This is a genomic window from Streptomyces sp. GLSS-08, assembly GCF_056387915.1.
In genome coordinates, this window is record NZ_JBWJAQ010000009.1 from 202,757 (window position 1) to 226,127 (window position 23,371).

22 protein-coding genes and 1 tRNA gene are annotated in these 23,371 nt (G+C 71.0%); 10 read left to right on the forward strand and 13 right to left on the reverse strand.

What is annotated here, in order from left to right; all coding sequences use genetic code 11:
• Positions 1–60 precede the first annotated feature (60 nt).
• The 5 genes from AC0ZLC_RS18425 to AC0ZLC_RS18445 all read left to right on the forward strand — a co-directional run bounded on the left by AC0ZLC_RS18425 (position 61) and on the right by AC0ZLC_RS18445 (position 3,784).
• Complete coding sequence (locus AC0ZLC_RS18425) at positions 61–777, forward strand: class E sortase (protein WP_476753139.1); 717 nt, start codon at positions 61–63, stop codon at positions 775–777.
• A gap of 16 nt (positions 778–793) precedes the next feature.
• Positions 794–1,012, forward strand: a complete 219-nt coding sequence (locus tag AC0ZLC_RS18430) for a hypothetical protein (protein ID WP_388785296.1) — start codon at positions 794–796, stop codon at positions 1,010–1,012.
• On the forward strand, positions 1,009–1,647 hold the full coding sequence (locus AC0ZLC_RS18435; RefSeq protein ID WP_476753043.1) for an aminodeoxychorismate/anthranilate synthase component II: 639 nt from the start codon (positions 1,009–1,011) through the stop codon (positions 1,645–1,647). Before AC0ZLC_RS18430 ends, AC0ZLC_RS18435 begins: the two co-directional genes overlap by 4 nt.
• Positions 1,644–2,966 carry a class E sortase gene (locus AC0ZLC_RS18440; RefSeq protein WP_476753044.1) on the forward strand — a complete coding sequence of 441 codons (1,323 nt, stop codon included), beginning with the start codon at positions 1,644–1,646 and terminating at the stop codon, positions 2,964–2,966. Before AC0ZLC_RS18435 ends, AC0ZLC_RS18440 begins: the two co-directional genes overlap by 4 nt.
• A 65-nt stretch (positions 2,967–3,031) precedes the next feature.
• The gene (locus AC0ZLC_RS18445; protein WP_476753045.1) at positions 3,032–3,784 is read left to right on the forward strand and encodes a class E sortase; all 753 of its coding nucleotides are present in this window, start codon (positions 3,032–3,034) and stop codon (positions 3,782–3,784) included.
• Between the two features lie 201 nt (positions 3,785–3,985).
• Here AC0ZLC_RS18445 and pknB read toward each other — a convergent pair whose 3' ends face one another.
• From pknB to AC0ZLC_RS18475, 6 genes are all read right to left on the reverse strand, one after another.
• Entirely contained in the window at positions 3,986–5,977 is a 1,992-nt protein-coding gene (gene pknB, locus AC0ZLC_RS18450) for a Stk1 family PASTA domain-containing Ser/Thr kinase (RefSeq protein WP_476753046.1), read from the reverse strand.
• A 169-nt stretch (positions 5,978–6,146) separates the two neighbouring features.
• Positions 6,147–7,637, reverse strand: coding sequence for a peptidoglycan D,D-transpeptidase FtsI family protein (locus AC0ZLC_RS18455; protein WP_476753047.1), 1,491 nt, complete (start codon positions 7,635–7,637; stop codon positions 6,147–6,149).
• Positions 7,634–9,076: an FtsW/RodA/SpoVE family cell cycle protein gene (locus AC0ZLC_RS18460; protein WP_476753048.1), complete on the reverse strand. Its 1,443-nt coding sequence runs from the start codon at positions 9,074–9,076 to the stop codon at positions 7,634–7,636. The genes AC0ZLC_RS18455 and AC0ZLC_RS18460 overlap by 4 nt, the downstream gene beginning before the upstream one ends.
• A gap of 26 nt (positions 9,077–9,102) precedes the next feature.
• Positions 9,103–10,641 (reverse strand): Stp1/IreP family PP2C-type Ser/Thr phosphatase, encoded by a 1,539-nt coding sequence (locus AC0ZLC_RS18465; RefSeq protein WP_476753049.1) that lies wholly within the window; start codon positions 10,639–10,641, stop codon positions 9,103–9,105.
• Between the two features lie 128 nt (positions 10,642–10,769).
• Positions 10,770–11,291 carry an FHA domain-containing protein FhaB/FipA gene (locus tag AC0ZLC_RS18470; RefSeq protein WP_476753050.1) on the reverse strand — a complete coding sequence of 174 codons (522 nt, stop codon included), beginning with the start codon at positions 11,289–11,291 and terminating at the stop codon, positions 10,770–10,772.
• A gap of 10 nt (positions 11,292–11,301) precedes the next feature.
• Positions 11,302–12,153: an FhaA domain-containing protein gene (locus tag AC0ZLC_RS18475; RefSeq protein ID WP_476753051.1), complete on the reverse strand. Its 852-nt coding sequence runs from the start codon at positions 12,151–12,153 to the stop codon at positions 11,302–11,304.
• 723 nt (positions 12,154–12,876) lie between these two features.
• Between AC0ZLC_RS18475 and AC0ZLC_RS18480 the strand changes: the two genes are divergently transcribed.
• Positions 12,877–12,960: transfer RNA gene (locus AC0ZLC_RS18480), tRNA-Leu, on the forward strand.
• A gap of 242 nt (positions 12,961–13,202) precedes the next feature.
• Here AC0ZLC_RS18480 and AC0ZLC_RS18485 read toward each other — a convergent pair.
• The gene (locus tag AC0ZLC_RS18485) at positions 13,203–13,856 is read right to left on the reverse strand and encodes an FMN-dependent NADH-azoreductase (protein ID WP_476753052.1); all 654 of its coding nucleotides are present in this window, start codon (positions 13,854–13,856) and stop codon (positions 13,203–13,205) included.
• A 120-nt stretch (positions 13,857–13,976) separates the two neighbouring features.
• On the opposite strand from AC0ZLC_RS18485, the gene AC0ZLC_RS18490 reads away from it, so the two are divergent.
• The 4 genes from AC0ZLC_RS18490 (at position 13,977) to AC0ZLC_RS18505 (ending at position 17,694) form a co-directional block, all read left to right on the forward strand.
• Complete coding sequence (locus AC0ZLC_RS18490) at positions 13,977–14,339, forward strand: winged helix-turn-helix transcriptional regulator (protein WP_476753053.1); 363 nt, start codon at positions 13,977–13,979, stop codon at positions 14,337–14,339.
• Positions 14,340–14,435: 96 nt separating this feature from the next.
• On the forward strand, positions 14,436–15,884 hold the full coding sequence (locus AC0ZLC_RS18495; protein ID WP_476753054.1) for a DUF2252 domain-containing protein: 1,449 nt from the start codon (positions 14,436–14,438) through the stop codon (positions 15,882–15,884).
• A gap of 449 nt (positions 15,885–16,333) precedes the next feature.
• Entirely contained in the window at positions 16,334–17,146 is an 813-nt protein-coding gene (locus tag AC0ZLC_RS18500; RefSeq protein ID WP_476753140.1) for a hypothetical protein, read from the forward strand.
• Positions 17,147–17,364: 218 nt separating this feature from the next.
• Entirely contained in the window at positions 17,365–17,694 is a 330-nt protein-coding gene (locus tag AC0ZLC_RS18505; RefSeq protein ID WP_476753141.1) for a rhodanese-like domain-containing protein, read from the forward strand.
• Between the two features lie 47 nt (positions 17,695–17,741).
• Here the strand turns inward: AC0ZLC_RS18505 and AC0ZLC_RS18510 are convergent, their stop codons facing one another.
• From AC0ZLC_RS18510 to paaA, 6 genes are all read right to left on the reverse strand, one after another.
• Positions 17,742–18,875, reverse strand: coding sequence for an acyl-CoA dehydrogenase family protein (locus tag AC0ZLC_RS18510; protein ID WP_476753055.1), 1,134 nt, complete (start codon positions 18,873–18,875; stop codon positions 17,742–17,744).
• 123 nt (positions 18,876–18,998) lie between these two features.
• Positions 18,999–20,066: a 2Fe-2S iron-sulfur cluster-binding protein gene (locus AC0ZLC_RS18515; protein ID WP_476753056.1), complete on the reverse strand. Its 1,068-nt coding sequence runs from the start codon at positions 20,064–20,066 to the stop codon at positions 18,999–19,001.
• Positions 20,066–20,797 carry a PaaD-like zinc ribbon domain-containing protein gene (locus AC0ZLC_RS18520; RefSeq protein WP_476753057.1) on the reverse strand — a complete coding sequence of 244 codons (732 nt, stop codon included), beginning with the start codon at positions 20,795–20,797 and terminating at the stop codon, positions 20,066–20,068. Before AC0ZLC_RS18520 ends, AC0ZLC_RS18515 begins: the two co-directional genes overlap by 1 nt.
• Entirely contained in the window at positions 20,794–21,528 is a 735-nt protein-coding gene (gene paaC, locus AC0ZLC_RS18525; protein ID WP_476753058.1) for a 1,2-phenylacetyl-CoA epoxidase subunit PaaC, read from the reverse strand. Before paaC ends, AC0ZLC_RS18520 begins: the two co-directional genes overlap by 4 nt.
• Positions 21,525–21,809 carry a 1,2-phenylacetyl-CoA epoxidase subunit PaaB gene (gene paaB / locus AC0ZLC_RS18530; protein WP_476753059.1) on the reverse strand — a complete coding sequence of 95 codons (285 nt, stop codon included), beginning with the start codon at positions 21,807–21,809 and terminating at the stop codon, positions 21,525–21,527. Before paaB ends, paaC begins: the two co-directional genes overlap by 4 nt.
• A complete protein-coding gene (gene paaA / locus AC0ZLC_RS18535) occupies positions 21,806–22,849 on the reverse strand; it encodes a 1,2-phenylacetyl-CoA epoxidase subunit PaaA (protein WP_476753060.1) in 1,044 nt (347 codons plus the stop codon). The genes paaB and paaA overlap by 4 nt, the downstream gene beginning before the upstream one ends.
• Positions 22,850–23,371: the final 522 nt, after the last annotated feature.

The following is a 23,371-nucleotide window of genomic DNA, read 5'->3' on the forward strand; positions in this document are numbered from 1 at the left end:
AGCAGCGGGCGGCGAAGGGGCCGGAGGAGCGGAGCAGCTGCCACTGGGGGGCCTGTGTCGGTGCGTGTGGTCGTCAGGACGGTCAGCGAACTGTGCATCACCGTCGGCGCCGTGATCGTGCTCTTCGTGGTCTACGTGCTGTTCTGGACCGGCGTGAAGGCCGACAGCGTGATGGACGACCAGATCGACACGCTCCAGGACCGGTGGTCCCAGGGGACCGTACGGCCCGTGCCCACCCCGTCGGGCAGCCCGGCCCCAGGCGGAAGCGGAAGCTCCGGAGCAGCACCGGCGGAGCCGGCGCGCTACGCGGACGGCGAGCCCTTCGCGATCATGTACGTGCCGCGTCTTGGTTTCACGTGGAACAAGCCCGTGCTCGAGGGCACCGGAGTCGGCACCCTGAAGAAGGGGCTCGGGCACTATGCGCGCACCGCGCGGCTCGGGCAGCGGGGAAACTTCGCGGTCGCGGGGCACCGCCGCACGTACGGGGATCCCTTCAAGGACTTTCCCAGGCTGCGTCCGGGGGACGCGGTGGTGCTGACGGACGGCACCACCTGGTTCACGTACCGCATCGACACGAAGCCGTACCGGACGCTGCCCGGAGATGTCGCCGTCGTCGATCCGGTGCCGGAGAGGTCGGGGTACACGCGGGCGGGCCGCTATCTGACGCTCACCACCTGCGAGCCGGAGTGGGGGCACAGCCACCGGCTGATCGTCTGGGCGCATCTCGATTCCACCCAGCCTGTGGAGGCCGGGAAACCGGAGGCGCTGCGCCGTTAGTCTGGTGCGGTACGGCATGAGTCGGGTGGTGTACGGCGTGACTCTGGTGCCGTGGTGCTACGGAAGGGACGGCATGTACGGCTGGATCTGGCGGCATCTGCCGGGGAACGCATGGGTGAGGGCGTTGATCTCCCTCGTCCTGGCCCTCGCGGTGGTCTACGTGCTCTTCCAGTACGTCTTCCCGTGGGCCGAACCCCTGCTGCCCTTCAACGATGTGACGGTGGACGACCAGTGAGCGCGCGGATTCTCGTCGTCGACAACTACGACAGCTTCGTCTTCAACCTCGTCCAGTACCTGTACCAGCTGGGCGCGGAGTGCGAGGTGGTGCGCAACGACGAGGTGTCGACCGCGCACGCCCAGGACGGCTTCGACGGGGTGCTGCTGTCGCCGGGGCCGGGCGCTCCGGAGCAGGCGGGTGTCTGCATCGACATGGTCCGGCACTGCGCGGCGACCGGTGTCCCCGTCTTCGGTGTCTGTCTCGGCATGCAGTCGATGCAGGTGGCGTACGGCGGGGTGGTGGACCGCGCGCCGGAGCTGCTGCACGGGAAGACCTCGCTCGTCGAACACGGGGGCAACGGCGTCTTCGCGGGCCTGCCGTCCCCCTTCACGGCGACCCGCTACCACTCGCTGGCCGCCGAACCCCGGACGGTGCCGGCCGAGCTCGAGGTGACGGCCCGCACGCACGACGGGATCGTGATGGGGCTGCGCCACCGCGAACTCCCGGTCGAGGGCGTGCAGTTCCACCCCGAGTCGGTGCTGACCGAGCACGGGCACCTGATGCTCGCCAACTGGCTGGCGGAGTGCGGGGACCAGGGCGCGGTGGCGAGGTCGGCGGGGCTCGCCCCGGTGGTGGGCAGGGCCACGGCGTGACCGCGCTGCGCCCCGAGCGCGACGGTTCCCCCTACGGCGGCGAGGCCGCGTACGGGGGTGCTGACGCGTTCGAGGGCGGTGAGTCCTTCGGCGGGCCCCTGGCGGGCCCGCTCCCGCCGGAACAGCCGGCGCAGGAGTGGTACGACCCCGAGGGGTACGCACGGGACTGGTACGGGTCGTCCGAGGGCATCCCGGGAGCGGCGTCTTACGAGCCGTCGCCGCAGCAGTATCCCGACCCGTCTCCGCAGCGGCAGTACCGGGACCCGTCGCGACCGGCGTACGGGGAGTCGTACGCGGCGCCCCACCAGACGCTGGGTGCCGCCGGGTACGGGGAGCCGGCCGGTGCGCCGTACGCGCACCCCACGGTCGTGCAGCCGGCGGTGGCACCGCGGTTGCCGGACGACGAGACGGTGGCACTGCGGCTTGCGGAGGTCCCGCGCCGGGCCGGGTCTGCCGCGAACGGGGCCGGGCGCGAGGCCACAGGCGCGCCGGGGGGCCGCGCGGCGCGCCGGAAGGCCGCCGGGCGCCGCGGACGGCACGGAGGCGCGCAGGCGCCCGCAGAGGCGTCGACGACCGCGCCCGCGGAAGGTGCCGCGGGAGCGCCCCGCTCCCGGGTGGAGGCGCGGCGTGCGGCGCGCGCGCAGCGGCCCGGGGCGGCGGTGGTGGTGAGCCGGGTCATCGGCGAGGTGTTCATCACCATGGGCGTCCTGATGCTGCTGTTCGTGACCTACCAGCTGTGGTGGTCGAACATCCGGGCGCACCAGCAGGCGGGCAGCGCCGCGAGCCACCTCCAGGAGGACTGGGCGAACGGGAAGCGCAAACCGGGGGCGTTCGAGCCGGGGCAGGGTTTCGCCATCCTGCACATTCCCAGGCTGGACGTGGTGGCGCCGATCGCCGAGGGCATCAGCAAGTCGAAGGTCCTCGACCGCGGGATGGTCGGGCACTACGACAAGGACAGCGTGAAGACGGCGATGCCCGAGGCCAAGACCGGCAACTTCGGGATCGCGGGGCACCGCAACACCCACGGTGAACCATTCCGGTACATCAACCGTCTCAAGCCCGGGGACCCGATCGTCGTCGAGACGCAGGACGAGTACTTCGTCTACGAGATGGCGTCGATCCTCCCCGTGACGCCGCCGTCGAACATCGGTGTGCTGGACCCCGTCCCCAAGGGGTCGGGTTTCACGGCACCCGGGCGCTACATCACACTGACGACGTGCACGCCTGAATTCACCAGCAAGTACCGGATGATCGTCTGGGGCAAGATGGTCGAGGAACGGCCGCGCAGCGAGGGCAAGCCGGACGCGCTCGTCGAGTAGCGCGTGAGAGCGCTGTCGTCGGGCTTCCGGGACAACTGAGTCGGACCAGACGGGGCGGATGCACAGTGGCAGCGAGGACGGACCACGACGAGCGCGCCGACGCGGATGCCGGCGCCGGCGCGGTGTCCCCGCCGGGGCGCCGTGGCTCGGGCCGGATCGCGACGGCCGTCAGCGTCTTCGGTGAACTCCTCATCACCGCCGGGCTGGTGCTCGGTCTCTTCGTCGTCTACTCGCTGTGGTGGACGAACGTGATCGCCGACCGCTCGGCGCACAAGGAGGCCGACCAGGTCCGCGACACCTGGCTGGACCACCGGGGCGGCCCCGGCGCGCTGGACACCAGGAACGGCATCGGCTTCCTGCACGTGCCGGCCATGCGGAACGGCGAGGTGCTCGTCAAGAAGGGCACGTCGGCCGAGGTCCTGAACAACGGCGTCGCCGGTTACTACACGGACCCCGTCAAGTCGGCCCTGCCGCAGGACAGGAAGGGCAATTTCACGCTGGCCGCCCACCGTGACGGCCACGGCGCCAAGTTCCACAACATCGACAAGCTCAGGAAGGGCGACCCGATCGTCTTCGAGACCAAGGACGACTGGTACGTCTACAAGGTCTTCTCGGTCCTTCCGGAGACCTCCAAGTACAACGTGCGGGTCCTCGGGCCGGTCCCGAAGCAGGCGGGCGTGAAGAAGGCCGGCCGGTACATCACCCTGACGACGTGCACGCCCGTCTACACGTCCCGCTACCGCTATGTGGTGTGGGGCGAGCTGGAGCGGGTGGAGAAGGTCGACAGCGACCGCACGCCGCCGGAGGAGATCCGCTAGGCCTGTCCGACACCGGACCACGGCGCCTGCGAGAGACACCGGACCCGCACGTACGGGAGAGCCGGCGGACCACGTCGCCAGGGAGAGCCACCGGACCCGTACGTACGGGAGAGCCACCGCAGCACGTCGTACGGGAGAGCCCCGGCACCCTTCGTGGATGCCGGGGCTCTCCCGTACGCCGGACCGGATCCGGGCGGGGGACTAGTCGGTGCGGAACATCGTGCCGTTGATGCCGCCGAAGAGGCCGCCGTTGCCGTTGCCGCCGCCGTTGTCGCCGCCGCCGCCCGTGGTGTTCAGGTTGATCGCGGTGCCCTGGTCGACCTGGCTGCCGGCCCCCGGATCGGTGACCAGGACGATGGCGTTGTCATCGCTGGAACCGTTGATGTTGCCGACCTGGAGGCCCGCGCCCTCGAGGGCCTTCTTGGCGTCCTTGAGGCGCTGACCGGTCAGGGCGGGCACGGCCACCTTCTGCTTCTCGGCGGCCTTGCCGATCTGGATGGTGACCTTCGTGCCCGGGTCGACCTGCGAATTGGCCGACGGGGCGGTCTGGATGACCTTGCCGACCTTCGAGGCGTCGTCCGTCTCGACCTCCTGGCACTCGCCGGCGAGGTTGTTGGCCTGCATCTGCTGCTTGGCCTCGTCACAGCTCTTGCCCTGGACGTCCGGCACGGTGGCCTGCTTCTTCTCCACCGCCACGGTCAGGGTGATGGTCGTGCCCTTTTCCAGCTCCGTGTCGCCCCCGGGGTCCTGGCCGATGACGACGCCCTCGCTCTGTGTGGACTCCTGGTTCTTCCGCTCGACCTCGAAGCCCTTGGCGGTGAGCCGGGCCTTGGCCTTGCTGTAGGACAGACCCTGGACGTCGGGGACGGTGACCTTCGGCGCACCCGTCGACACCACCAGGTTGATGGTGTCGCCCTTGTTGACCTCCACGCCTTCCTTCGGGTCCTGCGAGCAGATGTTGCCCGTCTTCTGCTTCTCGCAGGCCTTCTTCGTGAACGTGAGCACCAGGTCGCGGTTCTCCGCGAAGGTCGTGGCGTCCGCCCGGGACTGGCCCACGAAGTTCGGCGCGGGGAACGGTTCGTCGGCCGAGTCCTTGCCGTCGAAGGCCCACATGCCGATCAGGATCGCGCCGATGAGGACCAGAATGCCCGCCACGACCAGCAGGATCGTCGAGGTGTTCGTCTTCTTCTGGCGCCGGCGGTCGGGGCGGTCGTCGTACCCGCCGTCGTCCGGGTTCATCGGGGGCAGCATCGACGTGGCCTGCCCGTCCGTGGAGCGCAGGGCCGTGGTCGGCTGGTCGTCGGGGTAGCCGCCGTAACCGACGGAGCCCATGGCGGCCGTGGCGGCGACGGGCTGGCCGTCGAGGCAGGCCTCGATGTCCATGCGCATCTCGTCGGCGGACTGGTAGCGGTAGTCGGGGTCCTTGGTCAGCGCCTTGAGGACGATGGCGTCCATCTCGGGCGTGATCTCGGGGTCGAAGACACTCGGTGGCTGGGGCTCCTCGCGCACGTGCTGGTAGGCCACCGCGACCGGGGAGTCGCCGACGAACGGCGGACGCACGGTCAGCAGTTCGTACAGCAGGCAGCCGGCGGAGTACAGGTCGGAGCGGGCGTCGACCTGCTCGCCCTTGGCCTGCTCCGGCGAGAGGTACTGGGCGGTGCCGATGACCGCCGCGGTCTGCGTCATCGTCATGCCGACGTCGCCCATGGCGCGGGCGATGCCGAAGTCCATGACCTTGACCTGGCCGTTGCGCGTGAGCATGACGTTGGCCGGCTTGATGTCACGGTGGACGATGCCGGCGCGGTGGGAGTACTCGAGGGCCTGGAGGATGCCGATGGTCATCTCCAGGGTGCGCTCGGGCAGCAGCTTGCGCCCGGAGTGCAGCAGCTCGCGCAGCGTGGAACCGTCGACGTACTCCATCACGATGTACGGGATGGAGATGCCCTCGATGTAGTCCTCGCCGGTGTCGTAGACGGCGACGATCGCGGGATGGTTGAGCGAGGCGGCCGACTGGGCCTCCCGGCGGAAGCGGGCCTGGAACGACGGATCGCGCGCGAGGTCCGCGCGAAGCGTCTTCACCGCTACGGTGCGGCCGAGCCGGGTGTCGTGGGCGAGGTGAACCTCGGCCATGCCACCACGGCCGAGCACATGGCCCAGCTCGTACCGGCCGCCGAGGCGACGCGGCTCTTCCATAGCTACCTACCAGCCCTCTCCGTCAGTCCCGACCGCACCTTTGTGGGTCCGGCGGTGTGCTGTCCGGGCATACGGTACCCGGCTCGCCTTGTGTGACCTGGCCAAGACCGTCACCCGATGCAGGACCGGTATCGCAACGTGCACCGATGTGCGGCGGGCGTGACGGGGGTCACTTCTTGCTGTCGATCACTGCCTTCATCACGTCCCTCGCGATGGGCGCGGCGAGACCGCCGCCCGAGATGTCGTCACGGTTGGCGCTCTCGTCCTCGACCACGACGGCGACGGCGACCGGGGAGCTGCCGTCGCTCTGCTTGGCGTAGGAGATGAACCAGGCGTAGGGGTTCTCGCTGTTGTCGACGCCGTGCTGGGCGGTGCCCGTCTTGCCGCCGACGGTGATGCCGCCCTCGTTGATCTGCGCCTGGGTGCCGGTGCCCTTCTTGACGACCGTCTCCATCATCGACTGGAGGATCTGGGCGTTCTCCTCGGAGAGCGGCTCGCTCATCTTCTCGGGCTCGGTCTGCTCGATGACGTCCAGGTTCGGGGCCTGGAGCTTGTCGACCATGTACGGCTTCATGAGCGTGCCGTTGTTGGCGACGGCCGAGGCGACCATGGCCATCTGGAGAGGGGTCGTGGCCGTCTCGAACTGGCCGATGGAGCTGAGCGCGGTCTGCGGCTTGTCCATCTTGGTCGGGAAGATCGAGGCGCTGGCGCGCACCGGCGTGAACTGCTCCTCGTTGAAGCCGAACTTCTCGGCCTGCTCGACCATCTTGTCCCGGCCGAGGTCGGCGCCGATCTTGCCGAAGACGGTGTTGCAGGAGACCCGGAGCGCCTCACGCATGGTGGCGTTCTTGCAGGGGATGTTCCCCTCGTTCTTCAGCTCGGTGTTCGTGTTCGGCAGGGTGTACGGCAGCGGCGAGTCGGTCTTCTCGTCCGCGCTGGTGTACTTGCCGTTCTCCAGCGCCGCGGCGGCGGTGACGACCTTGAAGGTGGAGCCCGGCGGGTAGGTCTCGCGCAGCGCCCGGTTGAGCATCGGCTCGTTGGGGTTGTTCTTCTTCTGGAGCTTGTTCCAAGCCTTGCCGTCGACCTTCGTGGAGTTGCCGGCGAACGTCGACGGGTCGTACGAGGGAGTGGAGGCGAGGGCGAGGATGGCGCCGGTCTGCGGGTCGATCGCGGCGACCGCGCCCTTGCCCTGCTTCAGCAGACCCTGGTACGCGGCCTTCTGCGCCGCCGCGTTGAGCGTGGTGACGACGTTGCCGCCCTGCTTCTTCTTGCCGGTGAGCATGTCGAGGGTGTTGCGGAAGAAGAGCCGGTCGTCGTTGCCGGTGAGGATGCCGTCGTCGATGGACTCCAGTTGGGTGGCGCCGAAGGCCTGGGAGGCGTAGCCGGTGACGGGCGCCCACATCGCGCCGTTCTTGTACGTGCGCTTGTAGTCGAAGTCGTTGTAGCCGTCACCGCTCGTCTTGGTCGATCCGGTGATCGGATCACCGTCGACAATGATGTCGCCCCGTGGGGTGGCGTAGCGGGAGATGGCGACGCGGCGGTTCTTGGGATCGTCCTTGAGGCTGTCGGCCTGGACGTACTGGAGCCAGTTGTCGCGGATGAGCAGGGCGAGGATGAGCAGCCCGCAGAAGAGTGCGATCCGGCGCAGGGGCTTGTTCACGGTCGGACCACCTGGGTCATCTCGGCGTCGGGGTTCGGGGCGGGGGCGGGCGCCGGGCGGCGCGCGGTGTCGCTGATGCGGATCAGGATGCCGATGAGGGCCCAGTTTGCGAGGACGGAGGAACCGCCGGACGCCAGGAACGGCATGGTCATACCGGTCAGGGGGATGAGGCCCATCACACCGCCGGAGACGACGAAGACCTGGAGTGCGAAGGCGCCGGACAGGCCGATGGCGAGGAGCTTGCCGAAGGGGTCTCGGGCGGCGAGGGCGGTGCGCACGCCGCGCTCCACGATCAGACCGTAGATCAGCAGGATCGCCATGACGCCGGCCAGGCCGAGCTCCTCGCCGAAGGTGGCGAGGATGAAGTCGGAGTTGGCGGCGAACCGGATGAGGTCGGAGTGGCCCTGGCCGAGGCCGGTTCCGAGGGTGCCGCCGGAACCGAAGGCCCACAAGGCCTGCATGGACTGCTCGGAGTGGACGCCGGGGGCGCCGGACTGGCTGAGTGTGTACTCGCGCATCGGGTCGAGCCAGGCCTGGACGCGCTGCTGGACGTGCGATTCGAAGCTCGCGACGCCGACGGCGCCGGCCGCGGACATCAGCAGACCGAAGACGATCCAGCTGGTGCGCTCCGTGGCGACGTACAGCATGATGACGAACATTCCGAAGAACAGCAGCGACGTACCGAGGTCGGTCTCGAAGACCAGGATCAGGATCGAGATGAGCCAGACCACGATGATCGGGCCCAGGTCGCGTCCGCGAGGCAGGTACAGGCCCATGAAGCGGCGGCTGGCGAGCGCGAGCGCGTCCCTCTTCACCATGAGGTAGCCCGCGAAGAAGACCGCGAGGACGATCTTCGCGAACTCGCCGGGCTGGAGGGTGCCCATGCCGGGGATCTTGATCCAGATCTTGGCGCCGAAGACGCTGGACCCGAGTCCCGGCACCAGCGGCAGCAGCAGTAGGACGAGGGCCAGGGCCATGGAGATGTACGTATAGCGCTGGAGGACGCGGTGGTCCTTCAGGAAGATCAGCACGACGGCGAACATCGCGATGCCGAGCGCGGTGTACAGCAGCTGGCGGGGCGCGGCGCCGCCGGCCTGGTCGATCGACTGGAGCAGCTTGGACTGGTCGAGCCGCCAGATGACGACCAGACCGAGTCCGTTGAGGAGCGTCGCCAGCGGCAGCAGCAGCGGGTCCGCGTACGGCGCGAACTTGCGCACGACGAGGTGGCCGACGCCGGCGAGGAGGGTGAGGCCGAGACCGTAGCTCAGCAAACCTGGCGGCACCGTCTCATTGATGGCGAGGCCCACGTTGGCGTAGGCGAACACCGGGATGACTACGGCGAACACCAGCAGTGCCAGCTCGGTGTTGCGGCGGCTCGGCGTACCGATCGAGCCGATCGTGGACGTGTTGTGCGTCGACGAGTTCGTACTACTGCTCATGGTGTGACAGGGCCCCTCACGGCTGCTTACTGCTTACCGCACAGCGAGACCAGCTTCTGCTCTTCCTCGGAGAGGCTGGGGCCGGGTGTGGGAGTGGGTGCGGTCTTGGACTTGGAGGACGAGGGCTGTGACGCCGACGGGTTGGGCGTCGGCGACGATGTGGCCTTGGACGTCAGCGAGGTCTTTGTGGTTCCCGTGACGCCACCGGCCTCGCCCGCGCCGGGTTTGGCGTTCTTCTCGGCGGCGGAGCGGCGTTCGGCGTTCTTCTTGCACGCGGACGCCTGCACGCCCAGTTCGTCGATCTTCGACTGCGCGTCGCTGAGGCCGCCCTCGGCGATGGTCGCCTTGACCTGCTTCTGCTGGTACGGCGGCAGGTACTTGAGTTCGATCTCGGGGTGGTCCTTCTCCACCTTCGAGAGCGAGACCCAGGCCAGGTCCTGGCTGATGCCCCGGTACAGCGCGACGTGCTCGCCCTGGGCGCCGACGAAGTACTGGGTCTGCGTCCAGCGGTAGCCGCCGTACAGGCCGCCGCCGATGACGCCGAGCGCGAGCACCGTGTAGAAGGACCTCTTCAGCCACCTGCGCCCCGAGCGCGGCTTCACGAAGTCCTCGTCCGAGTACCCGTCGAAGCTGCCGGCGGGGACGTAACCGGTGGTGTCGCCGCTGCCGGGCGGGCCGAACTCGCCGCCGCCGCCCTGACCGGGCACCTGGCGGCCGAGGTTCGAGGCGCGCCCCGCAGGCGTCTGCATGGCGCCGTTGTCGTGCGCCTGGAGCTGGTTCTCGGCGACCGCGCCCACCACGACCGGGGTGTCGGAGAGCTGGCCGGCGAGGGTGTCGCCGCTGTCGATGTCGAGGACGTCGGCGATGATCACGGTGATGTTGTCGGGGCCGCCGCCGCGCAGCGCGAGCTGGATGAGCTCCTGCACGGTCTCCTGGGGGCCCTGGTAGCTGGCGAGGGTGTCCTCCATCGTCTGATGGCTGACGACTCCCGACAGACCGTCGGAGCAGATCAGGTACCGGTCGCCGGCGCGGACCTCGCGGATGGACAGGTCCGGCTCGACGTGGTCGCCGCTGCCCAGCGCGCGCATCAGCAGGGAGCGCTGCGGGTGGGTGGTGGCCTCCTCCTCGGTGATGCGTCCCTCGTCGACGAGGCGCTGCACCCAGGTGTGGTCCTGCGTGATCTGGGTGAGGACCCCGTCGCGCAGCAGGTAGGCGCGTGAGTCGCCGACGTGGACGAGACCGAGGCGCTGTCCGGTCCACAGCAGGGCGGTGAGCGTGGTGCCCATGCCCTCCAGCTGGGGGTCCTCCTCGACCATCATCCTGAGCTGGTCGTTGGCGCGCTGCACGGCGGTGCCGAGCGAGGTGAGGATGTCGGAGCCGGGCACGTCGTCGTCGAGCGCGACGATGGTGGAGATCACCTCGGAGGAGGCGACCTCGCCGGCGGCCTGGCCGCCCATCCCGTCGGCGATCGCGAGCAGCCGCGGACCGGCGTAACCGGAGTCCTCGTTGCCCTCGCGGATCATGCCTTTGTGCGATCCGGCGGCGAAGCGCAGTGACAGACTCATGCGCACCTCGCCCGTCGGCTCCGGGTACATCCGCACGGTGCCCACCCTCCGGTCGGGAGCGCGCCGGGGTCCGTCGTGTGGACCGCCGCTGCGTGCTCGCTCCGCTCGCGCCTATTCATGACGTAGTACTACTTCCGCAGCTCAATGACGGTCTTGCCGATGCGGATCGGCGCTCCCAGCGGGACCGGTGTGGGAGTCGTGAGCCGGGCCCGGTCGAGATAGGTGCCGTTCGTGGAGCCGAGGTCCTCGACGATCCACTGGCCGTCCCGGTCGGGATAGATCCGGGCGTGCCGGCTGGACGCGTAGTCGTCGTCGAGGACGATCGTGGAGTCGTGCGCGCGGCCCAGGGTGATGGTCTGGCCCTGGAGCGCGACGGTCGTGCCCGTGAGGGTGCCCTCCGAGACGACCAGCTTGGTGGGGGCGCCGCGGCGCTGGCGGCCGCCGCCGCTCGGCGCCGCTTGCTGGCGCTGTTGCGGAGGCGCCGTCTGGCGCGCGGCCTGCTGCGGCCGCGCGGCTTCCCGGCGCGAGCCGCGCTGGGTGACGCGCGTTCCGAACAGGTCGCTGCGGATGACCTGCACGGCCACGATCACGAACAGCCACAGTACGGCCAGGAAACCCAGCCGCATGACCGTGAGGGTCAGCTCTGACATTGCCCCCGCTTCACCCTTCGGCTTGCCGGTAAATGATGGTGGTGCTGCCCACGACGATCCGCGAGCCGTCGCGGAGCGTAGCGCGGGTGGTGTGCTGCCCGTCCACCACGATGCCGTTGGTGGACCCGAGATCCTGGATCGTCGAGGGCGTTCCGGTCCGGATCTCACAGTGCCGGCGCGAGACGCCGGGGTCGTCGATCCGCACGTCGGCTTCGGTGCTGCGGCCCAGCACCAGCGTCGGGCGGGAGATCTGATGGCGTGAGCCGTTGACCTCGATCCAGTGCCGCGTTCTCGCGCCCGGCACAGCGGCTGCCGCGGCGCGCGGCCCCACGGGAGCGGCGCCGGGACGGCCGCCGGGCGGCGGCGCGGACGGCATGGGGGGAGCGGACGCGGACTGGGCGGCCGGCGGGTAGCCGTACCCCCCGGGGCGTCCCGCGGCCGGGCCCGCGGGGCCCGCCGGGGCGGACGCGGGCGACTGCTGGTTGGTGGAGGAGGCGAGCGTACGGCTGCGCACCCGGTACAGACCGGTGTCGAGGTCGTCGGCCTTCTCCAGATGGACCTTGATGGGGCCCATGAAGGTGTAACGCTGCTGCTTGGCGTAGTCGCGCACCATGCCGGCGAGCTCGTCGCCGAGCTGACCCGAGTAGGGGCTGAGGCGCTCGAAGTCCGGCGTGCTCAGCTCCACGATGAAGTCGTTGGGCACGACGGTCCGCTCGCGGTTCCAGATCGTGGCGTTGTTGTCGCACTCGCGTTGGAGCGCTCCCGCGATCTCCACGGGCTGGACCTCGGACTTGAACACCTTGGCGAAGGTGCCGTTGACCAGACCTTCGAGACGCTGCTCGAACTTCTTCAGGACTCCCATGGGGCACCTCCTCCTTAGACGTCGTCCAGTGTGCCGCTTACGCCTGTACTGCCTGCCGTGCCGCCGGATGCGGCACCGCCGGTGCTGCTCGCCGCCGTGCCACCCACTGTCTACTGCCCAGCGCGGTGCCACTTACGGCGTTCTGCTGATCGTCTTCGTCCTGGTACTGCTTACTGATCGTATCCACGCGCCGGGAAATCGGGTGGTTCCCCCTGTCGGCCCGGTCGACGAGTGTCGACACCTTCCGCGGTCCCGAGCCGAGGTCCCCTCCCGAAGTTCCCTCCGGAGCCCTTCTTCGAACTCCTTCAGGCAAGGATCGTAGAGGTGGCCCGGGACCAGTGTCCCGCACCTGGCTGTGCACCTTGTCCGGCTCCTGTACAGATGGCCAGGACCGGTACGAGGTTGATACGTGAACCGGTTCTGTCGGTACGCGCAAAGGGGGCGGGAGGAGACGGGGTGGGGCCGCCGGGGCCGCCAGGGGCCGAGTGGGACCGGCGGAGCGGGGGCGGGGGCTCCCCTGCCGTGTCCTCATGGGTGGCCGCCGGCCGGATCCGAGGTGCCCGCGGGACGCCGTGGACCCCGGTGGGCGCTCCGCCGGCCATGGCTGCCGGAGCTGCGGGGGGCCGGGAAAGGGATGTGATTCCACCCCGGACGGCGTGCTAATCTTCTGCATGTCGACAGGGGCTCGCACCACTTGGTGAGGGACCGGAAGACACACCCAATGCGCGGGTGGCGGAATAGGCAGACGCGCTGGATTCAGGTTCCAGTGCCCGAAAGGGCGTGGGGGTTCAACTCCCCCCTCGCGCACAGCGAACGGACCCCTTCTCCGACGAAAGTCGGAGAAGGGGTCCGTTTCTCGTTGCCCAGAGGCGTCAGCTCCAAAGAGAGCCGGCTCAGGGACAGGACGGGACGGTCCTGGTCGCTGCGGGCGGTGAGGTATATCACTGCCCGCAGCGCGACGGGCGAGTCGGTTCCGGACGACACGAGCGGCCGGGGTGCGGTGTGTGCTGCCGTGGTTCCGGCGCGGCCGGTCGTCTCGCGGGGTGCGGTCAGGCGGCGAGGCGGGCCGTGAGCTCCTTGGCCCGTGCGGTGGCCGCCTCGAGCGCCTGGGCGCGGGAGGCCTCGGAGAGCGGGACCAGTTCGGACATCGCCGGGTTGTGCGGTGCCATCGTCAGCTCCGGGACGATGAAGTGGACGTCCAGGCCGAGCGTGTCGCCGAGGACGGCCCGCAGGTAGTTCTGCACGTACTCGTAGGGCTCGCGGGGGGTGCCCGGCGCGTAGGAGCCGCCGCGGCTGGCGATGACCGTGACCGGGGTGCCCTTGATCTTCGAGTCCTCGGCCATGGCGGTACGGCCGATCAGGATGACGTTGTCCAGCCAGGCCTTGAGGGTCGAGGGGATCGAGAAGTTGTGCATCGGGGCGCCGATCAGGACGGCGTCCGCCTGCTCCAGCTCCTCGATGAGCCGTGCGCGCTCGGCGAAGGCTGCGGCCTGCTCCGGGGTGTGCGTGTCCGGGGCGGCGAAGCCGGCGGTGTGGGCGTCGGCGGTGATGTGCGCGACGGGGTGCGCGGCGAGGTCGTGGTGGATCACCGTGCCGTTCGGGTGCTGCTCCTCCCAGGCCGTGCGGAAGGCGTCCGCCACCGCGCGGGAGGCCGACGCGGGGGCGGGGAACACGGACGAGTCGATGTGCAGCAGCGTGGCCATGGGATCTCCAGGGGATGACGGAGCAGCCCGGATGCCGGGCTTCTGATTCGTGCCTAACTAGAGATAACACAGCTCCTTACTTTTTTTCACCCCCTAGTGTGAACGCAGTAGTCTGGAGTCATGGCAGAGCAGGGGAGCCGCGACGCAGGGCCGTGTCAGAAGGTCGACGACGGGATGACGCGGGTCTTCCAGCTGCTCGGAAAGCGCTGGACGGGCCTGGTCGTGGCCGTGCTGCTGCAACGGCCGGTGCACTTCGCCCAGCTGCGCAGGGCCATCCCCGGCATCAGCGAGCGCATGCTGTCGGACCGGCTCACGGAACTGGGCGCGGCGGGACTGGTCGTGCGCGAGGTGGACGAGGGTCCCCCGCTGCGGGTCGCTTACCGGCTGACGGAGGCGGGCGCCGCGCTGGAACCGGCGCTCAAGGAACTCGGGGTCTGGGCGGAGCGCTATCTCCCCGAGAGGGGTTCCTGCCCCGGGAAATAGCCGCGCCGCGGGGTTGTCCACAGGCTCTGACGTGGCTCGGCCGTCGGCGGTACGGTCATCACGAGTTGATGTTCGGGCACGGGGGAGGCGGTCGGGATGACCGAGGTCGGTTCAGAGGGCGCGGCGCAGCGGGCGCACAGGGTTTTCCGCGTGCCCGGGTTCGCGGGGGAGGCTCGCGACGGGTCGGGCGAGGCGGCGGGCACGCACGAGGGGCCGAAGGCCGAGGGGAAGGCGCTGCGGCGGCGGGTGCCGCGCGCCGCGCACGCCGGGCTGACGCTCGATGCCGGCCGGCCGGACGCGGTGACCGCCGTCGAGCATTCCAACCAGGGCCGTATCCCCGGGCTCACCCCCATCCGTGTCGGCAGGATGGCGGCCTCACCCTTCGCCTTCCTGCGCGGTTCGGCCGGACTCATGGCCTACGACCTCGCGCGCACCCCCATGACCGGCATCGGGGCGCAGCTCTGCGGCGACGCCCACGCGGCGAACTTCGGCCTGTACGGCGACGCCCGCGGCGGCCTGGTCATCGACCTGAACGACTTCGACGAGACGGTGCACGGCCCCTGGGAATGGGACCTCAAGCGGCTCACCGCCTCCCTCGTGCTCGCGGGCCGGGAGGCCGGGGCGGACGAGGACACCTGCCGGAAAGCGGCGTACGACGCGGCCGGCGCCTACCGCCGCACCATGCGCCTGCTCGCGAAGCTGCCGGTCCTCGACGCGTGGAACGCCATCGCGGACGAGGAACTCGTCTCGCACACCGACGCCCACGATCTGCTCGGCACCCTGGAGCGGGTCTCCGAGAAGGCGCGGGCCAACACCAGCGGACGGTTCGCGGAGAAGTCGACCGAGGCGGTGGAGGGGGGCGGCCGGCGGTTCGTGGACGCACCGCCGGTGCTGCGCCGCGTGCCCGACGCGGAGGCGGCGGCGGTCGCGGCGTCGCTCGAGGACTATCTGACGACCCTGACGGAGGACCGCCTCCCGCTCCTCGCCCGCTATGCCGTGCACGACGTCGCCTTCCGTGTCGTCGGCACCGGCAGTGTCGGCACCCGCTCGTACGTCGTCCTGCTCCTGGACCATCGCGGGGAGCCGCTCGTCCTCCAGGTCAAGGAGGCGCGGACCTCGGCGCTGGTCCCGCACCTCGGAACGGCGGGGTTCGCCGTGCCCGAGGCGGACCACGAGGGTCACCGCGTGGTCCTGGGCCAGAAGCGCATACAGGTCGTGAGCGACTTCCTGCTGGGCTGGACGACGGTCGACGGACGGCCCTTCCAGGTACGGCAGTTCCGCAATCGCAAGGGCAGCGTCGATCCCGCGGCTCTCGCCGTCGACCAGATCGACGACTACGGCCGGATCACCGGCGCGCTGCTCGCCCGCGCCCACGCGCACAGTGCCGACCCGCGCCTGATCGCCGGTTACAGCGGCAAGAGCGAGGAGCTGGACGAGGCGCTGGCCTCCTTCGCCGTCGTCTATGCCGACCGTACGGAGGCGGACCACGCGGAGCTGGTGGCGGCGGTCGGGGAGGGCCGCGTCGCGGCGGAGCTGGGCGTGTGACGTGCGGGACGCGGCGGTGCGGGGCGGGTGGGACCGGGGTGTGTGCCGTCCAGGGTGGTGGGATGGGCTGGGGCCGGGAGGTGTGCCGGTCCGTGGCCTAGGCTGGGCGGGTGACGACCCCGGAAGCCGAGCACAGCCAGCCCGACCGCACCGAAGCGGAGGCCGCCCACGCGGCGGAGGACGCCCGGTCCCGCAGCGCTGAGAGGCCTCGGCCGGACGACGGGCCGGGACCTCGGCCCTCGGGCGGGCCGAGCGACCCGGCTGCCCGGAGTGATCAGGCCGATCAGGCCGATCAGACCGGTCATGGTGATGACACCGGCCGGGACGCGGCGGCCGGTCAGGGCGCCGGTACGGCCGCAGGTGAGAACGCGGCTACGGCCGCGCGTCAGGACCCGGACGCGGCGGCCGGTGAGGACGCCGGTACGGCGGCAGGTCCGGACCCGGATGCGGTGGCCGGTGGGGGTGCGGGTGGAGCGGTCGGTGAGGACGCGCGGCCCGAGGCGCGGCTGGAGCGGGCCGTACGCGCGGCCGAGCAGGCGCTGATCGAGTACGAGATCGCCGTGGAGACCTTCCGCGTCGAGGTGGAGAACTTCTCGCGGTTGCACCATCAAAAGCTCGGGCCGATGTACGCGCGGCTCGACGAGCTGGAGGCGCAGATCGCCGAGGCGCAGGCCGCCCGGACCGGTGACCCGGAGGACGCGCGGAAGGCCGCCGAGGCGCGGGCGCGGGTCATGCCGATGCCGGGCGTCGAGGAGCTGTTCCACGGCTGGATGGACTCGGAGGGACTGTTCCCGGAGGCCGTGGCGATGCTCACGGACCAGCCCGTGCGGCCCCCGCAGCGGGTCCGCCCCAGTGACGAGGCGCGCAAGCTCTACCGCGAACTCGTCCGTCGGGCCCACCCCGACCTGGCGCAGGAGGAGGACGAGCGCACGCGGCGCGACGCGTTCATCACCCGGGTCAATGCCGCCTACGCGCAGGGCGATGTGGGTCTGCTGCGGGAGCTGTCCGAGGAGTGGGCCGCCGGTCCCGTGCCGGAGGAGTGGAAGCCGAGCCGCAGCGAGGAGCTCTACGCCCGCCTCGAATGGCTCTCCCAGCGCAAGGAACTGCTCACGCTCATCGCCGGTGAGCTGGAGGAGAGCGCGATCGGCTCGATGCTCAAGCTGGCTCCGGACGATCCGGACCGGCTGCTCGAGGAGATCGCCGAGCAGCTTCTGGCGCAGGTCGGTGAGCGCGAGGCTCAGCTGGCCGCGCTGACCGGCTAGGACCCTGGGGTCGTCGTCCGGTCGGGCCGGGGCGTGGTCCGTGGTCCGGCGGCGGTGCCATCGCCGGTCGTGCGCCGTTGGGTAGTGCGGTGCCGCGCCGTCCGTCGGGTAGTGCGGTACCGCGGTGGTGCGGTGCTCGGTGGCTCTGTCGTGCGTGCCTGGGGCGTCGGGCCGTCCGTGCGGTCAGGTAGCGTCGGGGCATGCATTCTGGAGCTGGTGTGCCCACCGTCGAGGTCGCGGACCTCACGGACGGAGACTTTCTGCTGGACGTCCGGGAGGACGACGAGTGGCAGGCAGGTCATGCCGAAGGGGCGCTGCACATCCCGATCAGTGACTTCGTGGCCCGCTACGGCGAGCTGACCGAGGCGGCGCCGCAGGACGGCAGGGTTCATGTGATCTGCCGTTCCGGCGGCCGTTCGGCGCAGGTGGCCATGTACCTCGTCCAGCAGGGCATCGACGCCGTGAACGTCGACGGCGGGATGCAGGTCTGGGCCGCCGCGGGGCGCCCGGTCGTGAACGGCAAGGGCGAACCGGGGTTCGTGCTGTAGGCACCCGCGCCCGCGCGGGACGTGCGCCCGCCTCGGACGGGGCGTGGTCAGCCCAGGGGGTGGGCGGCCAGCAGGTCTCCCAGGGCCTCTTCGTGGGCGGCCGCCGGGCCCAGGGACAGTTCGAGCTGCTTGGCCCAGGCGTGGTAGCGGTGCAGGGGATATTCCACGTCCGCGCCGAAGCCTCCGTGGAGGTGTTGCGCGGTCTGCACGACGCGTCGTACTCCCTCGGACGCCCAGGTCTTGGCGACGGCCACGTCGGCCGCGGCCGGCAGCGCACCGCCCGCGCCCGTGCTGATCCGCCACGCGGCCTGCCACAGCGTGACCTCCATCGCGCGCAGGTCGATGTAGCGGTCGGCGGCCTGCATGGCCACGGCCTGGAAGGTGGCGACCGGGAAACCGAACTGTTCCCGCGTGCTCGTGTAGGCGCTCGTCATCCTGAGCACGCCCTCACCGAGCCCGAGGGCCAACGCGCACGTCCCGGTGGTCAGCAGTTCGCGGAGCCGTTCCCAGGCGTCGTCCGCGTCGATGACGTCGCGTGCCGCGATCCGTGCCGAGTCCAGCCGCAGCTCCCCCAACCGCTCACCGGTGGTGGAGACTTGCTCGGCGAGTACGACTCCCTCGTGGACGCGGGGGACGAGGGCGAGGACGGTCCGGGCGGAGGCCGTGTGCGCGGGGACGACGACGTGGTCGGCGTTGTGCGCCCAGGGCACGGCTGTCTGCAGTCCGTCCAGCACCCAGACGTCGCCGTCCTGCCGGGCGGACACGGCGAGTTCGGCCGGGTCGTGACCGGTGCGGCCGCTCGCGGCCACGGTCAGTACGAGCTCGCCGCGGCCCGCCCGGGCCAGCACGTCCGCCTTCAACTCCGGGCTCCCGTGGGCCTGTACGGCGATCAGGGCCGCGGTGCTCTCCAGCAGTGGCACCCGGGCGAGCACCTTCGCGGACTCGCGCAGCACCAGGCACAGCGCGACGGGGTCCAGGCCCGCACCGCCGTACTCCGCGTCCAGCAGCAGGCTCAGCAGACCGGCGTCGGCGAGCCTGCCCCACAGCGGCCGGTCGAAGTCCTCGGCGACGGCCCCCGCGGTGAGCGACGGGCTGGGCACACCGTCCGGTGCGACCCCGGCGAACACCGCCCTGGCCGCCTCGACCGCCGCCTGCTGCTCCTCGGTGAAGGTGAAGTCCACGGTCCCGCCCTCCTACGCGCCCGGTCCACCCGTCGGATCCCCCTGTCCCGGATCTGACGGTGCGTCAAGATAGAACAGGTTCTACGAGAAGGGAACGGGCGCGGGGAACCCCGGGCGCCGGCATCAGCGGTCGAAGTCCAGCTCCACCTTCTCGGTGGCCGGATGCGACTGGCAGGCCAGTACGTACCCGGCGTCGGTCTCCTCCGGTTCCAGCGCGAAGTTGCGGTCCATCCGCACCTCGCCCGAGACCAGGAAGGCGCGACAGGTGCCGCACACCCCGCCCTTGCAGGCGTACGGGGCGTCGGGGCGGTTGCGCAGCACGGTCTCCAGCAGGGATTCGCCGGGCTGGACGGGCCAGGTTCCGCCGCGGCCGTCGAGCCGGGCGGTCACCGTGCTGTGGGCGGGGGCCGGCACGGTGGTCGGCGGCGCGGCGACGGTGTCCACGTGGAAGATCTCCTCGTGCAGTCGCGTCCGGGGCACCCCGAGGCCGCGCAGCGCCCGCTCCGCCCCCTCCACCAGCCCGAGCGGGCCGCACAGGTACCAGCCCGCGACCCGGTCCACGGGCAGCAGGGCGGGCAGCAGCGCCGACAGGCGCTCCTGGTCGAGGCGTCCCGACGGCAGCCCCGCCTGCTGTTCCTCCCGGGAGAGCACGGTCACCAGCTGGAACCGCTCGGGATAGCGGTCCTTGAGGTCGGCGACCTCCTCCAGGAACATCGTCGACGCCGACGTCCGGTCACTGCGCAGGAGGCAGAACCGGGCCTCCGGTTCACGTGCCAGCAGGGTCGTGACGATCGACAGCACCGGGGTGATTCCGCTGCCGCCGACCACCGCCGCGTAGAGCCCGGGTGCCGGGTCCAGTGTGAAGCGGCCGGCGGGTGTCATCACCTCCACCTCGTCGCCGACGGCGATCTCCTTGAGCGCGTACGTGGAGAAGGCGCCGCCGTCGACGAGCCGGACGCCGACGCGCAGGGTGTGCGGGCCTTCGGGGTCCGCCGGGGCGGGCGCGGGGGAGCAGATCGAGTAGGTCCGCCGGATCTCCGTGCCGTCGGCCGTGCGGCGCAGGGCGAGGTGCTGGCCGGGGGCGTGCCGGAACTCCTCGCGCAGGGCGGGCGGTACGGCGAAGGTCAGGGCGACGGAGTCGTCGGTGAGCCGGTCGACCGCGGCCACCGGGAGCGGGTGGAAGCGGGCCATCACAGCTCCTTGAAGTGGTCGAACGGTTCGCGGCAGGACAGGCAGCGCCGCAACGCCTTGCAGGCGGTGGACGAGAAGCGGCTGAGCAGCTCGGTGTCGGCGGAACCGCAGAGCGGGCAGCGCAGGCGCTCCTGCTCCGGGGTCGTCTCCGCTGAGACTCTCCCCACGGGGGCCGTCTCCGCCGGGAATCTCCCCACGGAGACCGTCTCCGCCAGGGCCGTCGCCACCGCGGCTCTCTCCACGCTGGCGGTCTTCGCCGGGGCCGCGGCCTCAGCGGCCGCTTCCGGAGTGGGTGCTCCGGGGGTGGCTGCTTCCGGTTTCGTGCCGGCCATCCGGGTCGGGCCCAGCCCGACCGTCACCGGGCCGGCCGGGCGTCCGCCGCGCGGTGGCGCGATGCCGAACTCCCGCAGCTTGCGGCGGCCCTCCTCCGAGATGTCGTCCGTCGACCAGGCGGGGCTCAGCACCTTGTGGACGACCACGTCACGCACGCCGTGTTCACGCAGTACCCGCTCGATGTCGACGGACATCGCCTCGATGGCCGGGCAGGCGGTGTACGTCGGGGTGAGCTCGACCTCGACCGAGCCGCCGTCGCGGACGTGCACCGCGCGCAGGACACCCAGCTCCTCCAGGGTGAGGACGGGCAGTTCCGGGTCGAGCACGGATCCGGCGAGCCGGCGCAGCTCCTCCTCGAGCGGGGTCGCGCGACCCTCGGCCGTGGGAGCGGGGGTCACCACGACGCTCCAGGGTGGCTCCGGTGCAGATGCTGCATCTCGGCGATCATCCGGCCGAACGGCTCCGTGTGCAGCCCCTGCCGGCCGGCGCCCGCCGTCCACGCTCCCGACTGCGGCCCCTGGGGCACGTCGACGGTGGCGCGGTGCAGCACGCCGGTGACCGATGCCAGCCAGTCGGCCCGCAGTGCCTCCCGGTCGACGTCCAGCCCCTCGACCGGCTGGAACAACTCGCCGGTGAAGCGCCACAGCGCGTCGCAGGCCCGCTGCATCCGCTCATGGCTCAGCTCGGTGCCGTCGCCGAGCCGCAGGGTCCACTGCTCCGCGTGGTCCTGGTGGTAGGCAACCTCCTTGACGGCCTTCGCGGCGAGCGGCGCGAGCGCGCTGTCACCGGCCGCCAGCTGCCCGTACAACAGGCGCTGGTAGGTGGAGAAGTACAGCTGGCGGGCGATCGTGTGGGCGAAGTCGCCGTTCGGCTGCTCCACCAGCTGGACGTTGGTGAAGGCGCGCTCCTCGCGGAGGTACGCCAGCTCGTCCTCGTCCCCTACCAGGGACAGCAGCACGCGGGCCTGGCCGAGCAGGTCCAGCGCGATGTTCGCGAGGGCCACTTCCTCTTCGAGGACGGGGGCGTGGCCGGCCCACTCCCCCAGGCGGTGCGAGAGCACCAGGGCGTCGTCGCCGAGGCAGAGGGCCGCGGCGGCCGCGGTGCCGGCCGCGGGCAGCGTGGGCGTCACAGGTGCTTCACCCCTTCCGGGATCTCGTAGAAGGTGGGGTGCCGGTAGGGCTTGTCGGCGGCCGGCTCGAAGAAGGGGTCCTTCTCGTCGGGCGAGGAGGCCGTGACGGCGCTGGACGGGACGACCCAGATCGAGACGCCCTCGCCGCGCCGGGTGTACAGGTCGCGCGCGTTGCGCAGGGCCAGCTCGGCGTCCGGGGCGTGCAGGCTGCCCGCGTGGGTGTGCGAGAGGCCGCGGCGCGAGCGCACGAAGACCTCCCAGAGGGGCCAGTCGGTGGTCATGCGCGCGCCTTTCCGTGTGCGTCCTCGGGTCGGCCGGTGCCGGCCGCTACCGTCCTGGCCGCCTTCTTGCCGGCGTACGCGGCCGCCGCCTCGCGGACCCAGGCGCCCTCCTCGTGAGCACGCCTGCGCTGGGTGATCCGCTGTTCGTTGCACGGTCCGTTGCCCTTGAGGACCTGGTGGAACTCCGACCAGTCGATCGGGCCGAAGTCGTGGTGGCCCCGCTCCTCGTTCCACCGCAGGTCCGGGTCGGGGAGGGTCAGGCCGAGGGACTCCGCCTGCGGGACGCAGATGTCGACGAAACGCTGGCGCAGCTCGTCGTTCGAGTGGCGCTTGATCTTCCACGTCATCGACTGCGCGGAGTGCGCGGACTCGTCGTCGGGCGGGCCGAACATCATCAGGGACGGCCACCACCAGCGGTTCACCGCGTCCTGGGCCATCTCGTGCTGCTCCGGGGTGCCGCGGCTGAGAGCCAGCAGCAGCTCGTACCCCTGGCGCTGGTGGAAGGACTCCTCCTTGCACACGCGGACCATCGCGCGGGCGTAAGGCCCGTAGGAGCAGCGGCAGAGGGGGACCTGGTTGGTGATCGCGGCGCCGTCCACCAGCCAGCCGATGGCGCCGACGTCCGCCCAGGTCAGCGTCGGGTAGTTGAAGATCGACGAGTACTTCTGGCGGCCGCTGTGCAGCTTGTCCAGCAGCTCGTCCCGGCTGGTGCCGAGGGTCTCGGCGGCGCTGTAGAGATACAGCCCGTGTCCGGCCTCGTCCTGGACCTTGGCCATCAGGATCGCCTTGCGGCGCAGCGAGGGCGCGCGCGTGATCCAGTTGGCCTCCGGCTGCATGCCGATGATCTCGGAGTGGGCGTGCTGTGCCATCTGGCGGACCAAGGTGGAGCGGTACGCCTCGGGCATCCAGTCGCGGGGCTCGATGCGCTCGTCGGCCGCGACGGCGGCGTCGAAAGCGCGCTCGTACGCCTCGTGCGCGGCGCTGTCCGTGGCCGGGTCCGCCTCCGTGCGGGCCGTACGCTGCGCGGCTGCTGTGGCCATGCGGTCCCCCTCGATCTTTCGCTCCTGACTACCGACCGATCGTTCGGTCCGCTCGAAACCATGGTCGGGTGAGCGTCGTAAGGTGTCAACCGCTGTGGATAACCTCGTGCGGCCCCGATGCGACTGCTGTGGCCCATGGGGCTGTGCCGGACCGTGGGCCTGAGTACCGTTCCCTTCCGGGGCGGACGTCGGGGGCGCGGGATGCGCGAGCGATACGGCGCCGTACCGCCGGACGGCGGGGAATCGGACCGGGATCGGAAGCGGGGCGGAATGGACGCGTACGACGAGGGCTCGGACGCCCGTCACGGGCCCGGCCGGCCCGGGGGCTCCGCAGCGCCCCCACCACCGGACGAACCGGCCCGCCCCGGCTCCGACCCCGGGTCCGACCCCGGGTCCGACCCCGGGTCCGACCCCGGCCCCGGGTCCGAGGGCCGCGCCGCGTGCCCCGCCGACCGGGCTCGTCCCGACGCAGGGCCGGAAGGCCGCCTGGCGGACCCGCCCCGCTTTGCAGCCGGGCCGGAG